Source organism: Microbacterium sp., assembly GCF_052102115.1.
GTDB lineage: Bacteria > Actinomycetota > Actinomycetes > Actinomycetales > Microbacteriaceae > Microbacterium.
The window spans coordinates 34,580-48,900 of sequence record NZ_JBQDVP010000021.1; the positions used below are offsets into that span (position 1 = coordinate 34,580).

At 67.8% G+C, this 14,321-nt stretch carries 17 protein-coding genes; 4 read left to right on the forward strand and 13 right to left on the reverse strand.

The window, feature by feature from the left end:
- Positions 1 to 62: 62 nt before the first annotated feature.
- Positions 63 to 1,112 (forward strand): AI-2E family transporter, encoded by a 1,050-nt coding sequence (locus ACTICP_RS08565; RefSeq protein ID WP_441891386.1) that lies wholly within the window; start codon positions 63 to 65, stop codon positions 1,110 to 1,112.
- Between the two features lie 13 nt (positions 1,113 to 1,125).
- On the opposite strand, the gene ACTICP_RS08570 is transcribed toward ACTICP_RS08565, so the two are convergent.
- From ACTICP_RS08570 to rpsB, 8 genes are all read right to left on the reverse strand, one after another.
- Positions 1,126 to 1,413 (reverse strand): hypothetical protein, encoded by a 288-nt coding sequence (locus tag ACTICP_RS08570; protein WP_441891388.1) that lies wholly within the window; start codon positions 1,411 to 1,413, stop codon positions 1,126 to 1,128.
- 9 nt (positions 1,414 to 1,422) lie between these two features.
- A complete protein-coding gene (locus tag ACTICP_RS08575) occupies positions 1,423 to 2,121 on the reverse strand; it encodes a transglycosylase SLT domain-containing protein (protein ID WP_441891390.1) in 699 nt (232 codons plus the stop codon).
- Between the two features lie 45 nt (positions 2,122 to 2,166).
- The gene (locus ACTICP_RS08580; RefSeq protein ID WP_441891392.1) at positions 2,167 to 2,811 is read right to left on the reverse strand and encodes a DivIVA domain-containing protein; all 645 of its coding nucleotides are present in this window, start codon (positions 2,809 to 2,811) and stop codon (positions 2,167 to 2,169) included.
- On the reverse strand, positions 2,808 to 3,920 hold the full coding sequence (locus ACTICP_RS08585; RefSeq protein WP_441891394.1) for a phosphatidate cytidylyltransferase: 1,113 nt from the start codon (positions 3,918 to 3,920) through the stop codon (positions 2,808 to 2,810). Before ACTICP_RS08585 ends, ACTICP_RS08580 begins: the two co-directional genes overlap by 4 nt.
- Before the next feature lie 6 nt (positions 3,921 to 3,926).
- Complete coding sequence (gene frr / locus ACTICP_RS08590; RefSeq protein WP_441891396.1) at positions 3,927 to 4,481, reverse strand: ribosome recycling factor; 555 nt, start codon at positions 4,479 to 4,481, stop codon at positions 3,927 to 3,929.
- A 71-nt stretch (positions 4,482 to 4,552) separates the two neighbouring features.
- Positions 4,553 to 5,269, reverse strand: coding sequence for a UMP kinase (gene pyrH / locus ACTICP_RS08595; protein WP_441891398.1), 717 nt, complete (start codon positions 5,267 to 5,269; stop codon positions 4,553 to 4,555).
- Between the two features lie 93 nt (positions 5,270 to 5,362).
- A complete protein-coding gene (gene tsf, locus ACTICP_RS08600) occupies positions 5,363 to 6,190 on the reverse strand; it encodes a translation elongation factor Ts (RefSeq protein WP_441891400.1) in 828 nt (275 codons plus the stop codon).
- A gap of 43 nt (positions 6,191 to 6,233) precedes the next feature.
- Positions 6,234 to 7,250 (reverse strand): 30S ribosomal protein S2, encoded by a 1,017-nt coding sequence (gene rpsB / locus ACTICP_RS08605; protein WP_441891402.1) that lies wholly within the window; start codon positions 7,248 to 7,250, stop codon positions 6,234 to 6,236.
- Between the two features lie 316 nt (positions 7,251 to 7,566).
- Here rpsB and ACTICP_RS08610 point away from each other — a divergent pair, with 316 nt between their 5' ends.
- A complete protein-coding gene (locus ACTICP_RS08610; RefSeq protein WP_441891404.1) occupies positions 7,567 to 8,127 on the forward strand; it encodes a murein hydrolase activator EnvC family protein in 561 nt (186 codons plus the stop codon).
- On the opposite strand, the gene ACTICP_RS08615 is transcribed toward ACTICP_RS08610, so the two are convergent.
- The 3 genes from ACTICP_RS08615 to ACTICP_RS08625 form a co-directional block, all read right to left on the reverse strand.
- On the reverse strand, positions 8,090 to 8,992 hold the full coding sequence (locus ACTICP_RS08615) for a tyrosine-type recombinase/integrase (RefSeq protein WP_441891406.1): 903 nt from the start codon (positions 8,990 to 8,992) through the stop codon (positions 8,090 to 8,092). The genes ACTICP_RS08610 and ACTICP_RS08615 overlap by 38 nt on opposite strands.
- A gap of 103 nt (positions 8,993 to 9,095) precedes the next feature.
- Entirely contained in the window at positions 9,096 to 9,509 is a 414-nt protein-coding gene (locus ACTICP_RS08620) for a hypothetical protein (protein ID WP_441891408.1), read from the reverse strand.
- Between the two features lie 101 nt (positions 9,510 to 9,610).
- Complete coding sequence (locus ACTICP_RS08625) at positions 9,611 to 10,723, reverse strand: phosphotransferase (protein WP_441891410.1); 1,113 nt, start codon at positions 10,721 to 10,723, stop codon at positions 9,611 to 9,613.
- 90 nt (positions 10,724 to 10,813) lie between these two features.
- Here ACTICP_RS08625 and ACTICP_RS08630 point away from each other — a divergent pair, with 90 nt between their 5' ends.
- Positions 10,814 to 12,346, forward strand: coding sequence for a sensor histidine kinase (locus ACTICP_RS08630; protein WP_441891412.1), 1,533 nt, complete (start codon positions 10,814 to 10,816; stop codon positions 12,344 to 12,346).
- Positions 12,343 to 12,999 (forward strand): response regulator transcription factor, encoded by a 657-nt coding sequence (locus ACTICP_RS08635; RefSeq protein WP_441891414.1) that lies wholly within the window; start codon positions 12,343 to 12,345, stop codon positions 12,997 to 12,999. Before ACTICP_RS08630 ends, ACTICP_RS08635 begins: the two co-directional genes overlap by 4 nt.
- 17 nt (positions 13,000 to 13,016) lie before the next feature.
- On the opposite strand, the gene dprA is transcribed toward ACTICP_RS08635, so the two are convergent.
- Complete coding sequence (dprA, locus tag ACTICP_RS08640) at positions 13,017 to 14,177, reverse strand: DNA-processing protein DprA (RefSeq protein WP_441891416.1); 1,161 nt, start codon at positions 14,175 to 14,177, stop codon at positions 13,017 to 13,019.
- The coding region (locus tag ACTICP_RS08645) for a hypothetical protein (RefSeq protein ID WP_441891418.1) at positions 14,174 to 14,321 on the reverse strand (148 nt) is incomplete at its 5' end. The genes dprA and ACTICP_RS08645, both read right to left, overlap by 4 nt.

A 14,321-nucleotide genomic window follows, 5' to 3' on the forward strand; every position in this document is an offset into this window, starting at 1 on the left:
GTCGTCAAATCTCCTTCGGCTCCGGCGACTACTCTGAGAGCAGTCTTTTCCGGAGGAGGCAGATGAAACTCCACAACCCGTTCCGTACAGCGCTCGTGGCGACGCTGGGTGTCGGCCTCGGCATCCTGCTGATCGGCAGCCTCGAGTCGCTGTCCACGGTGCTGCTCTATGTCGGCACGGCCCTGTTCATCAGCTTGGGCCTCGATCCCGTCATCTCATTCCTCGAACGGCGCCGGCTCCCCCGCTGGCTGGCGGTGCTGATCACCCTCATCGTCGTACTCGGGATCTTCGCCGGCATCGTGCTGATCGTGCTGCCCGTCATCGTCTCGCAGGTGACGCAGCTCATCGAGCAGATCCTGCGACTGGTCAGTCGGCCGACGTTCCTCTCCGACGCGGAGGAATGGATCACCGGCCTGTTCCCGAATCTCGATATTGAGCGGGTGCTGACCGAGACGCAGGAGTGGCTGATCGCGAACGTGGGCGATATCACCGGCAGCGTGATCAACGCCAGCCTCACGATCGTCACCGGACTGTTCGGCGCGTTCATCGTGCTGATCCTCACGATCTACCTCACCGCATCCACACCGTCGCTCAAGCGCGCGTTCTACCAGCTGGTGCCGGCCTCCAAGCGCCCGCGCTTCGTCGATCTCGCCGAGCAGATCACCGACTCCGTCGGCTACTACGTCATGGGTCAGGTCACGCTGGGTGTGATCAACGGCATCCTCAGCGCCATCTACCTGAGCATCATCGGCGCGCCCTTCGCGGCTGTCCTCGCGGTCATCGCGTTCTTCTTCTCGCTGATCCCGCTCGTGGGAACCCTGACCGGATCGACCATCATCGTGCTGGTCTGTCTGATCCCCGGGCTCGGCTCACCGGCGACCGCCCTGGCAGCGGGAATCTACTACCTCATCTACATGCAGGTCGAGGCGTATGTGATCTCTCCCCGCATCATGAGCCGTGCCGTCTCGGTGCCCGGCGCCGTGGTCGTCGTGGCTGCCCTCGCCGGCGGAGCGCTGCTGGGCCTGCTCGGTGCACTGATCGCGATCCCGGTGGCCGCCAGCATCCTGATCATCTACCGTCAGGTGCTCATCCCCCGCATGAACGAACGATGACGCGAGCGGCGGGTCAGGCCACCTTCCAGCAGTGCGTGTGCCAGTGCCGTCGCGCAGCGAGATCGGCCGCGTCGCCGAGCACCCCGTCTGCACGCCAGACCACCTGGTGAGCTGTGCCCGCGGCGATCGCACCGCGGCACCCGGGGCAGGTGTACTCCTTCACGGACTGCTGAGCAGAGACCGGCTGCACGGACCATTCGCGGCCCTGACGCATCTCGGTTCGCCGCCATCCCGCGAGCAGACGCTCGAAGGATTCGTCAGCGTCGGGGCGCTCTTGACGTCGGCGATTCGAGCGTGGCATGTCGACGCATTACCACCAGTTGTTATTGATCCAGAAGTCGTAAGCGCCGGCCCAGCTGCCATAGCGACCGGTAGCGTACCCGGTCGCCCACCGCAGGTTGTCGACGGGGTCGTGGCCGTTGCCGGGCACCTTGCTGCACGGCAACGCCTGCACGAGACCGCAGGCACCCGAGGACGGATTGATGGCGTTCGGATTCCAGCCGCTCTCCTTGGAGACGATGTAGTCGACGTAGCCCCAGTCCCCCGAAGCGATGCCGGCTGCGGCCATCCACTCCGCCGGTGCACCACCGCCGGTGTAGAACAGCGGACCGCCACCGCCCGACGAGTCGGATTCGGGCTCGTCCACGGCTGCCGGTTCGGGCTCAGGCTCGGGCTCAGGAGTCGGCGTCGGGGTGACGTACACGTCGAACTCGCCGCGGTCGACCGGAGCGATCGTCGCGCCGGAGATGCTCACCCTGAGGTCCTGCGTATCTGCCATTGCGAGAGAGAATGGCGTTTCGATATCGGCTTCAGGCTGCTCGGCCAGTGCCATCCCCGTCGGAGCGACGACAGCAGCTGACAGAGCCACGACGCCGAAGGCTGCGAAGACGCCGACCACACCGCGCCGACGAGACCAGCGCCGCTTCACGGGAGCGGCGGTCTTCGGTGCCGCAGAGGCGACCGCAGTGGTCTGTCTGCCTACGGGATCGATATCGGTTCCGGAAGTCACAATGCCATCATTCTAACCAGGACAGTCTGAATTCACCATGAGTGATCAGCGCACGGCGAGAATCACATCGATCGCGGCATCCAGCAGCGCATCGACCTGCTCCTCGCGGTACCCGCCGCGCTGCATGCGGAAGGCTGCGGATCGCAACTGCTCCACGGTGAGATCCTCGCCGTCGCGCAGGTAGCGGACGATGCGCGCGGCAACGTGGTCCACCTCGTCGATGCGATAGCCGAACGTGAGGAATCCCGTGCGTGCGAACTTGCGCCGACGGGGACGAGCGAGGTGGTCGAGGATCTCCTGGGCCTGCGTCCGTGCTTCGACGACCCATTCCTCGGCACCGCCGCTGCGGACGGCCTGTTCGCGGATGCGGGCGGCGAAGGCATCTTCGATGCGGCCCAGTGCCGCATCGACGTCACCGACGATGTACCCCTCTCTCACTAGCGGGAAGGAGGCGATGCGGACCTCGGCCGCGGTCAGTCCGCTTTCGGATTCGAAGCTCTCCCGTGCCGCGGCGAGGAACGTGTCCACCGCAGCTCGGTGGTAGCCGCGCTCCCGTCCGCTGGTCGTGCGGAACGCGGGAGGACGCTCTTCCTCGGACGTGGTCACCGACACCGTCTCCTCGTCCACCGCATCATCCGCGGTATCATCGGCGGCGTCGTCCACCGTGTCGTCCAGTGAATTCGAGGTCATACGAGCACCGCCCAGGGAGATAGCAGGAAGTAGAGGATGAGCGCCGGGACCGTCGACGGCAGAATGCTGTCGAGCCGATCGAGCAGTCCGCCATGACCGGGCAGCCAGGAGCTCATGTCCTTGATGCCGATGTCGCGCTTGATCATGGACTCGCCGAGGTCTCCGAGAGTCGCAGACAGGAGGATGGCGAGTCCGACGATGAGACCAGCCCACCAGGGAATCTCGAGCAAGTACAGCGCCAGCAGGACACCGGCGGCGGCTGCGGCAACGACGGCTCCCCCGAATCCCTCCCAGGTCTTCTTCGGGCTGATCCGCGGCGCCATCGGGTGCTTGCCGATCGCCACGCCCGCAGCGTACGCGCCGGTGTCTGATGCCACCGCGACGGCGATGAAGGCGAGGACCCACCACTGCCCGCCCTCCTGGCGGAGCAGCATGAGAGCGAGAGCCGTGAGGAAGGGCACGTAGATCTGCACGAACCCGCCGACGACGGCGTCCACGAGCACGTCACCGTAGGTGCGCCCGTCCTTCGTGACCATCTGCACCACCAGGCGCCAGACGATCACGAAGGCGATGGCAAAGATCAGCGTCACCCAGGTCAGCCAGGCGGGCGCGAAGTATCCGGCAAGGACGAGAACGGCGCCGGCGCCGACCTGCGGCACGATGTCGATGCGTCTGCCTGCCGTGCGCAGGGCACGAGTGAACTCGAAGACCCCGAGGGTCGCGAGCCCCAGGGCGATCGGGACGAACAGCTCCTTGAAGAACAGCAGCGAGCCCAGCAGCACCACACCGAAGGCGAGACCGACCAGGATGGCCAGGATGAGGTCGCGGCCGGTTCGCGCCTTGATGCGCTCGTTGGCCTGGTCCAGGTGCTCTCTGGCCTGGTTGACGTGCGTCTCGAAGTCTCCGCGGGCCTGGCGCAGCTGCTCGCGCATCGCTGCAGCGGGATCCGAGGCGAAGTCCGGCGAAACCGGCAGCGGTGGACGCGGAGGGACGACCGGCTCGTCGACCGGCGGCGTCAGCGGAACCGGCTCGTCTCCCGGGGTCGACGCTTCACGGGCTTCCCGCCGCGTCAGCGGCTGCCCGTCGTCGTCGCCGATCGGCTCGCGCATGCCTGATCAGACCTCGAGGAGCTCGGTCTCTTTGCGCTTGAGCGCGTCGTCGATCAGATCGACATGCTGACGGGTGAGCCCGTCGAGCTCCTTCTCACCGCGCGAGATCTCGTCTTCGCCGACCTCGCTCTTGAGCGCATCGAGCTCGTCTTTGGCCTTGCGGCGGATGCCGCGCACGTGCACCTTCGCGTCTTCGCCCTTAGTGCGCACGAGCTTGACGTACTCCTTGCGCCGCTCCTCGGTCAGCTCGGGCATCGTGACCCGCACGATGTTGCCGTCGTTGGTCGGATTCGCACCGAGGTTGGGCATGTCGCGGACGGCCTGCTCGATCGCCTTGAGCGCGGACTTGTCGTAAGGCGTGATGATCAGCGAACGCGCCTCGGGGTTGGCCAGCGAGGCGAGCTGCGCCAGCGGGGTCGGCGACCCGTAGTAGTCGACCATCAACTTCTGGAACAGCTGCGGGTTCGCGCGGCCGGTGCGCACCGTGGCGAAGTCCTCCTTGGCCGCCTCGACGGCGCGGGTCATGCGAGTGGTGGTGTCAGCGAGGACGTCCGCGATCACGGTGGCTCCTATCATCCAGGGGGTTCTTGCAATTCTAGCCAGGTGCGCGGACTGCGCCCTGGCAACGACGGTCAGGTGGTGACCAGGGTGCCGATCGGATCGCCGAGCAGGGCACGGGTGACGTTGCCCGCCGGTTCCATGCCGAACACGCGCATGTCCATACTGTTGTCCATGCACAGGCTGAAAGCGGTGGAGTCGACGACCTTGAGGCCGCGCTGGAGTGCGTCGAAGTAGGTCACCTTCTCGATGCGCGTGGCTGAGGAGTCCTTGTTCGGGTCGGCGGTGTAGATCCCGTCAACGCCGTTCTTCGCGACCAGCACCTCCTGGGCGCCGATTTCGAGGGCGCGCTGCGCCGCGACCGTGTCGGTCGAGAAGTACGGCAGTCCGGCGCCCGCGCCGAAGACGACGACTCGGCCCTTCTCCATGTGCCGCTCGGCGCGCAGCGGGATGTACGGCTCGGCGACCTGGGTCATCGAGATGGCCGACTGAACGCGCGTGGGCGCGCCCGCCTGCTCGAGGAAGTCCTGCAGTGCGAGGGCGTTCATTACCGTGCCGAGCATGCCCATGTAGTCGGCACGCCCCCGATCCATGCCGCGCTGGCTGAGTTCTGCGCCGCGGAAGAAGTTTCCTCCGCCGACGACGATGGCGATCTCCACCTCGGAGACGGCCGCGGCGATGTCACGGGCGATCTGGCTGACGACGTCGGGGTTCACCCCGAGCTGTCCGCCGCCAAAGGCCTCTCCGGAGAGTTTGAGAAGGACGCGGCGGCGTCCGGTGCGTTCAGTCATGGGTGGTGTCCTCTCGTCCCGCATTCAAGATAGTGCCTTTTGGGCATGAAGAAGGGGTTCGGACCCGTGTGGATCCGAACCCCTTGCAGACTGCTAGGCGCCGACCTTGAAGCGCGCGAAGTCCGTCACGGTGATACCGGCGTCCTTCGCAACCTGGGCGACGGAGAGCTTGTTGTCCTTAGCGTAGTCCTGCTCGAGCAGGGCGACCTGCTTGATGAACGCCGAGACACGACCCTCGACGATCTTCGGCAGTGCAGCCTCGGGCTTGCCCTCGTTGCGGGAGATCTCGGTGACGATCTCGCGCTCCTTCTCGACGGCATCCGCCGGAACGTCCTCACGGGTGAGGTAGGACGGGTTGGCGAACGAGATGTGCTGCGCGATGCTGCGGGCGGTCGCGGAGTCGTCACCGGTGTAGGCGACGGCCACGCCGATCTGCGGGGGCAGATCCTTGCTCGTGCGGTGCAGGTAGACCTCGACGGCGCCGCCCGTGATGGTGCGGACCTGCCGCAGCTCGACCTTCTCGCCGATGATGGCCGCCTCGTCGGAGATCAGCTCTCCGACAGTCTGGCTGCCGGCGGCAGCGGCGAGAGCATCTTCGACCGAATCGGCCTTCGCAGCAGCTGCGGCGTCGGCGACCTTGTCGGCCAGAGCGATGAACCGGTCGTTCTTCGCGACGAAGTCGGTCTCGCAAGCCAGCTCGATCAGCGTGACGCCGCCGTCCAGCTCGCGTGCGACGACCAGACCCTCGCTGGTGGAACGGTCAGCGCGCTTGGCGTTGCCCTTAGCACCCTTGAGGCGAAGGATCTCGACCGCCTTCTGGCGGTCTCCCTCGGCCTCTTCGAGCGCGTTCTTCGTGTCGACCATTCCGGTGCCGAGCTGCTCACGCAGCGCCTTGATGTCGGCGATGGTGAAGTTGGCCATGTGTCGTGGCTCCTTTTGCTTCGTCAGGTGTGTGTACGCGGAATTACTTGGCGTCAGTGGCTTCGGCTGCAGCGACCTCTGCGGTCTGCTCACCGGAAGCGGCAGCAACCGCCTCGTCGTGAGCCTCAGCACCGGCCTCGTCGGCAGCCGTCTCCGAGGCAGCGGCCTCGACAGATTCCGTCGCCTCAGCGGTCTCGGCGGTCTCGGCCTTCTCATCGGCCTCGGCCGTCTTGGCGGTCTCGACCGACTCAGCCTTCTCAGCCTCAGCGGACTCAGCCTTCTCGGCGGTGTCGGCCTTCTCGTCGGCGGGAGCCTCGAGAAGCTCCTTCTCCCACTCGGCCAGCGGCTCGGCGTCGCCCGACTCGGGGTTGTGCTTCTGCTGCAGGCCCTCGGCCGCGGCATCCGCGACGATGCGCGTCAGCAGCGAGACGGAGCGGATCGCGTCGTCGTTGCCGGGGATCGGGTACTGGAAGTCGTCCGGGTCGGCGTTGGTGTCGAGGATGCCGATCACCGGAATGCCGAGCTTCTTGGCCTCGTCGATGGCGAGGTGCTCGCGCTTGGCGTCGATGACCCACAGGGCCGACGGCGTCTTGGTGAGGTTGCGGATGCCGCCCAGCGACTTGTGCAACTTGTCGAGCTCGCGCTTCTTGAGCAGCAGCTCCTTCTTCGTGAAGCCCGAAGCAGCCGGGTTCTCGTAGTCGAGCTCCTCGAGCTCCTTCATACGAGCCAGACGCTTCGCGATGGTCTGGAAGTTGGTGAGGAGGCCACCGAGCCAGCGCTGGTTCACGTAGGGCTGGCCGACGCGGGTCGCCTGCTCGGCGAGAATCTCCTGGGCCTGCTTCTTGGTGCCGACGAACAGGATCGTGCCGCCGCGGGCGACGGTCTCCTTGACGAAGTCGTAGGCCGAGTCGATGTAGCCGAGCGACTGCTGCAGGTCGATGATGTGGATGCCGCTGCGCTCGGTGAGGATGAAGCGCTTGACCTTCGGGTTCCACCGGCGGGTCTGGTGTCCGAAGTGAACGCCGCTGTCGAGCAGCTGGCGAATGGTGACCACAGCCATGGTCTTCTCCTTATTTCCGGCGCTGTCGCGCCCTTGAGGTTGTCTTCGCCGATCAGGTGATCGGCAATCCTGGTGCCCGGCACACGCCCACCCGCTCTTGCGAGCAGGACCTGTGGGAGTGGATGCCACGATGTCTGTCACGAGGACGTCGATCGCTTTGGGCACGCGTAGTCACCCCGGATATCGAGGTGCGACCTCCAGTGTACAGGATCACGGACGTCTGACTGCTCCTGCACCGGCGCGGATTCCCGCGTGTTCTCCACGGTCCGCGGGTACGGGTTGCCCGGGGTGGGGGCAGCAGCGCGAGCATGGATGAATGCTGTCATCCCACCAGGGCGCACGCAGCGCCCGCATCGTCTCCGTCACTGTCCTCGCGGCAGTGCTCCTCGTGGTGCTGCCGGCCGCGGCGACTCCCCCGACGCCGGATCCGCCATGGCGCTGGCCGGTCTCGGGTGATCGCGACGTCGTGGAGCCGTTCCGCGCCCCGGCGCACGATTACGGCCCCGGTCACCGCGGAATCGATATCGGTGCGGATGCTGCGGCACCGGTGCATTCTCCCGCGGACGGGGTCGTGGCGTTCCGGGGTGTGGTCGTGGATCGACCGCTGATCACCATCGATCACGGGGGCGGCTACGTATCGACTTTCGAGCCGCTCGAGTCCGACCTCGCACCGGGCACGGTCGTGAAGGCCGGCGAGGAGATCGGCACGCTGGCATCCGGTGGACACTCCGCAGCGGGGACGCTGCACGTCGGGGTGCGGCTGAACAGCGTCTACATCAATCCGATGCTGATGTTCGGCGAGGTGCCGCGAGCGATCCTGCTGCCCTGCTGCGACGCGCTCACGCGCGCGGATGGGCCAGTCGGTAGGTCGCCGTGAGGCGTTCGGAGGAGACGTGGGTGTAGATCTGCGTGGTGCCCAGGCTCGCGTGGCCGAGGATCTCCTGCACCGCGCGCAGGTCAGCTCCGCCATCGAGCAGATGCGTGGCTGCGGAGTGGCGCAGCGCGTGGGGGCCCACAGCATCCGCCCCGATAATCGGACCGAGCGCTGCGGCGACGAGCGTGTAGACAGCCCGGGCGCCGACCCGCCCGCCGCGGATGCCGAGGAACACTGCCGGTCCCGCGGCGGTCGCACGCGCGGCGAGCCCCGGGCGCCCGCGGGTCAGGTAGGCGCCGATCGCATCGCGGGCGGGACGACCGTACGGCACGACACGCTCCTTGGAGCCCTTGCCGAGCACGCGCGCCGTCGCACGATCGAGGTCGATGTCGTCGATATCGAGGCCGCAGAGCTCGGAGACCCGCATTCCCGAGCCGTAGAGCAGTTCGAGGATCGCATGGTCGCGGAGCGCGATCGGGTCTCCGTCGGCCGCCGCGCGGGCGCTGTCGTCGAGCAGTGCGCGCATGCCGTCCTGCGAGGCGACCTGCGGCAAGGTGCGCCCGCGCTTGGGGGCGATCAGCCGCAGTGCCGGATCGACGCTGATGAGCTCTTCGTCCTTGGCCCAGGAGAAGAACGATCGTGCGGCTGCGGCACGCCGTGCGAGAGTCGACCGGGCATCGCCGCGCTGCGTCGCGCTCCACAGCCAGTCGCGGAGCATCTCGAGGTCGACGTCGTTGAGCGACGCGACGCCCATCGAGGAGGTCAGGTCGCGCAGGTCGGAGCTGTAGGCGCGGACAGTCGCGGGCGACAGCCGACGCACCTGCGCGAGGTGCGTGGTGAATGCGTTCACCGCTGCCGTGAGCTCCATCCCCCCAGCATGCCGCGGTGCACCGGCCGCGCCCGGATGCCTCGCCGCATGCGAAGACGCCCCGAGGCACCAGAGGCCTCGGGGCGTCTTTCGCAGCTTCGGGTCAGTTCGACGGCGCGCTGGCAATGGATGCCGCGCTCGGTGCCGACTGGGCGCTGGGCGCGGACTGCGCACTCGGGGCCGACTGGGCACTCGGGGCGGACTGCGCGCTCGGTGCCGACTGCGCGCTCGGTGCCGACTGGGCACTGGGCGCCGATGTCGCGCTCGCCGCGGAGGCCGCGGAGTGCACGGACGCCGCCGACGGCGCGGTGACGACGGTCACCGAGGAGTTGGTCTCGCGCAGCTGGACGGTCGTGCTGTCCAGGACACCGCCTCGATCGGTGATCGCGCCGCCGGGGACGACGGCGCCCTGTGTGGTCTTCAGATCCATCGTGCTCGCGGTTGCGGCCGCGCCGCCCGCGACGATGCCGAAGCCTGCAAGGCCCGTGATGCCGTAGACGATCCACTTCTTGTTCATGTCATCCTCCTGTGTGTTCTGCCGCCGTGCGGCGTCGTGCGGGATGTCTCCATCCTGATCGGCGCCGGTAAGGGCAATCGAAACCGTCCATGAGAGCCTTCTTAGCCGCGACCGTCCGACGGCGCGAGCCCCTGTGCAAGAGCCGACGCGGCGTTCTCGAGCCGGGACCCACCGGCTGAATCTCCCCGTTGTGTGGCCGCGATGAGGTGCCCGGCGAGATGTATCAGCGTCCGCCCGCGGACGCCGTCGTCGCTCGCCCAGCGGTCGGCGGCGAGGTCGGCGAGCGCCCAGACGCGGTCAGACGCATGACCGCCTGTGAGCAACGCGCTCGCGATCGCGTGGGACAGGAACGCCGCGGCGTCTTCGCCGGGGTCACCGACCGCAAGGGTGTCGATGTCGATGAGCCCGCTGATGTACCCCTCGTGCAGGAACAGCTGTCCGAGATGGAGGTCGCCGTGCACCACCGTCGGTGTGCGCACACCAGCAGGAGCATCGATGAGCCGTTGCGCTTCAGAGAGGATCCGCCCCGCCCGCTCGTCGCCGTGACCGGCATACCAGTCCCGTCGGCCCGCGATTCCGGGGGCTCGGTGTTCCCATTCCACGCGGGTCAGGCGGGCTCGCAGATCGTCGACGAGGTCGAGCAGGCCGACCGGGTCCCACGGAGCTTCCGTGACGGGTGTTCCGTGGGCTCCCGCCATGACGATGAGACCCTCCTCCGACCACCCGTGCACCTCCGGCGTCGGCAGACCGGCCGCAACGGCGGCGGTTCCGGCGCGGACGATCCGCTCGACCCGCGACGGACGCACGACCTTGATCCAGAGGTCGCCCGCATCGGTCGCGACGCGCAGCACAGCCCTCCTGCCGGGACGGTACGCGATCATCTCCGGCGCGGTATCACCGGAGAAGCCCAGCCGGGAGAGCAGCGTGTGCGCGGCATCCTGAAATGCCACCGGCGCTAGGGCGGGAAGGTGCGGGTCTGCCGGATGCTGCCAGATGCGGACGATCCCGGCGTCATCGCTCGCCACCATCCCGGTCTCCGCCGGCACGGCGAGCCCCGAGGTGTCCATGTAATACAGCAGACGCGCGTCATCGCCCACCTGCATTCCGGTGACGGAACCCGCACCGAGTGGTTCGCGCGAACGGAAGGTCACCGCGTCCGGCGCGAGGTCGAGCGCAGACGCCAGGATCAGCGCGTCATCGTCAGGGTGGGGCATGCTTCGATTCCAGCACGTCCACGGTCGACGTGGCATGAGATCTCTCTTATAGAGACACCTCGCCCCTGTGCCGCCCGGGATACTGGAGCGGTGACCGAACCCGATGCCCCATCCGCACGTCGCCGACTGGCGATATCTGTGCGCACGCGCATCGTCGCCGCGATCACCGCCGTTGCTGCGGTCGGTCTGCTCGCCGTGGGGTTCTCGGTCTACTTCGTCGAACGGCAGCGGATCCTGGAGCAAGTCGATGCCCGGCTGCACGACAATCTCGAGTCGGCACGGTTCATCGTCGGCACCGGCGACGATGGCACCGGCTGGGCGTCGTCGTCGGCCGCTCTCGCCGCGGTCGTGCAGCGGATGAGCCCCGACGACAACACCGGTGCCATGGGCATGGTGGACGGCGTCATCACGACCGTCCCCGGCATCCAGCTCGATCTCGATCTGCAGAACGAAGCCGACTTCGCGCAGCACGCACACGGCCTGCTGCAGGACGGCGACCCCCTCATCGCCACCTACGCCGAAGACGGTCGCACGTGGCGATACCTTGCGGCGCCGATCGTGATCGAAGGGTCGCCGAAGCCGCAGGAGGTCGTGTTCGTGCTTGTTTACGACCTCGAAGCCGAACTCGCCGAGATCAACGACTCCGCGGAGATGTTCCTGTGGGCGTCCGGGATCACGCTCGTCGTGATCGCCGCTACCGGTTCGATCGTCGCGACACGTCTGCTGCGCCCCCTGCGGCAGATGCGAGAGACGGCGGAGCGGATCACAGCGCAGTCGCTGGACGAGCGGCTCCCTGTCGACGGCAACGACGACGTCGCCGAGTTGTCGGAGACCATGAACGACATGCTCGATCGCATCGACGACGCGCTGGAATCGCAACGGCAGTTGCTGAGCGACGTCGGACACGAGTTGAAGACCCCGATCACCATCGTGCGCGGAAACCTCGAGGTCATGGACCCCGAGGACCCCGACGATGCCCGCGACACCCGGCAGCTCGCTGTCGACGAGCTGGATCGCATGGGGCGACTCGTCGCCGATCTGGCGGCGGCCGCGGCCCTGCACGGCCCGGCACCGGTGCAGCCGAAGCACGTCGACGTCGCCGATCTCGTCCGTCAGATCTCGCGCAAGGCGCAGGGAATCGTGGGCGCCGAGGTGAAGCTCGGATCGGTAGCAGAGGGATCAGCGACGCTGGATGCCGCTCGGATCACACAGGCCATGCTGCAGCTCGCACAGAACGCCGTCACGCACGGCGACGGCGCGTTGGAGATGGGGAGCCGCACGGTCGGCGAGAGCATCGAGTTCTGGGTCCGCGATGAAGGGGCGGGCGTACCGGACGACGCCAAGCAGCGGATCTTCGAGCGGTTCCAGCGCGGCGCGGACGCCGCCGCGCGCAGCGGAAGCGGGCTCGGCCTCCACATCGTGCAGGTGATCGCGCGTGCGCACCACGGAACGGCCCATGTCGAGGATGCGGACGGCGGCGGGGCCGTGTTCATCCTCCGAGTGCCGCGCCGCGATGCGCCCGCCAGCCACGCCGATGATCTCGACGACGTCGTCATCCCGCCGCGGCCCCCGCTGCCCGCGGCCAACGGAAACGCAGATACGAAGGAGGTCGATGGATCATGACTTCCATCCTGATAGCCGACGACGAACCGCGGATCTCCGGGTTCATCGAGAAGGGGCTGCGTGCCGCCGGTTTCGCGACCCGCGTCGCCGCCACCGGTCCCGATGCGCTCGATCTGGCGCAGACCGATGAGTTCGATCTGCTCGTCCTCGATGTGAACCTCCCCGGATTCGACGGGTTCGAGGTGCTGGAGCGGCTGCGCGGGTCTGGATCGACTCTGCCGGTGATCATGCTCACCGCTCGGGTCGAGCTCCACGACACGATCGCGGGGCTCGAGGGCGGAGCAGACGATTACCTGGGCAAGCCGTTCCGCTTCGATGAGCTGCTCGCGCGCATCCGGTTGCGGATGCGACGGGAGGAGCAGGTGGTCGGCACAGATCTCTCGCACGGCGATCTGCATCTCGACATCCGCACCCGCCGGGCCCGGGTCGGCGAGCATGCCGTCGAGCTGTCAGCACGCGAGTTCGCCCTCGCCGAGGAGCTCATCCGCAACGCCGGGCAGGTGCTCAGCCGCGAGCAGCTGCTGAGTCGGGTCTGGGGGTACGACTTCGACCCCGGCTCGAACGTGGCCGATGTGTACGTCGGATACCTGCGGCAGAAGATCGGCGCCGATCGCATCGAGACCGTTCGCGGCGTCGGCTACCGCCTCACCTGATCGCGGGCTCGTACCGATCATCCGACCGCCCGTCGCCAACCGGCGTCGTCACGCGCGACGCTGCCCTCCAGCGAGAGCATCCCGAGCAACGATCGCGTGCTGTCCTCCGCCATTCCGGCGATCCGCGCGATCTCGGAGGGCGAGCGCGGCGTTCGCGTGCTCAAGGCATCGAGCAGCCGAATCCGCTCCGGGTCTTCGCGCGACTCAGCCATCACAGCAGGGAGCTCCTCGATGCCCATCAGTTCGCGGACCTCGGCGGCGTTCGTGATGCACTGCGCGTCGTACTCCCGCATCAGCCGGTGGCATCCGGCCGAGGCCGCGCTCGTGACCGGGCCGGGTACAGCGCCCAGCGGACGCCCGAGTGAGGACGCGTGGCCGGCCGTGTTCAGCGAACCGCTGCGCCACCCGGCCTCGACCACGATCGTGGCGGCGCCGAGGGCGGCGATGAGCCGGTTTCGTGACAGAAACCGGAACTTGGTCGGCGCCGCACCGCACGGCAGTTCGCTCACGAGAGCACCCGACGCCCTGATCCGTTCGAACAGCTCCTGGTGCCCTGCCGGATACGCGCGGTCGACCCCTCCCGCCAGGAAGGCCACGGTACCGCCGCCGACCCCGAGGGCGGCGCGATGCGCCGCTCCGTCGATGCCATAGGCGCCGCCCGAGACCACGACCGTGCCGGTAGCGGCCAGGTCGCCGGACAGCTCGGCAGCCACGGCGTCTCCGTACGCGGTCGCCGCACGCGCCCCGACCATCGCCACACGGCTGCGGGCAGCGAGGGTCGATATGTCGCCGCGCACCCACAGCACAGCCGGCGCGTGATCACCGAGGTCGTCGAGCGCGACCGGCCAATCGACGTCCCCCGGCAGCAGCAGACCGGCACCGATCGCCGTGGCCCCGTGCAGTGCCTCACGGATCGCTCGGGGTACGGCACGCGGCATCCAGCGTCGTCGTCCGTCGTGGATCGCTTTCTCGGCGAGGCCGAAGTTCTCCTGCGAGAGAGCGAAGCGGAGGGCCTCGACCGGTCCCAGCTGTGCGACCAGTGCGCCGGCGACACCGTCGCCCGGCTCGGCGATGACGCTCCATGCGACCCGGGCGAGCGTCGTGTCCGGTTCGTCATCAGGGCGCGCCGTCACGGCCGCCCTGCGGATCTCTGTGTCGTTCGACAGCGCGTCGATCATGCGATCAGTCCTCTCTTCAGGAAAAGTGCCCCTCCTAGTTCGTCGCTCCCCGGCATCTCGACGCCCGCGAGATCGGCCATCGTCCAGGCCAAACGCAACACGCGGTCGTAGCCGCGGAGGGTGAGCTGCCCGCGCTCGAGCGCC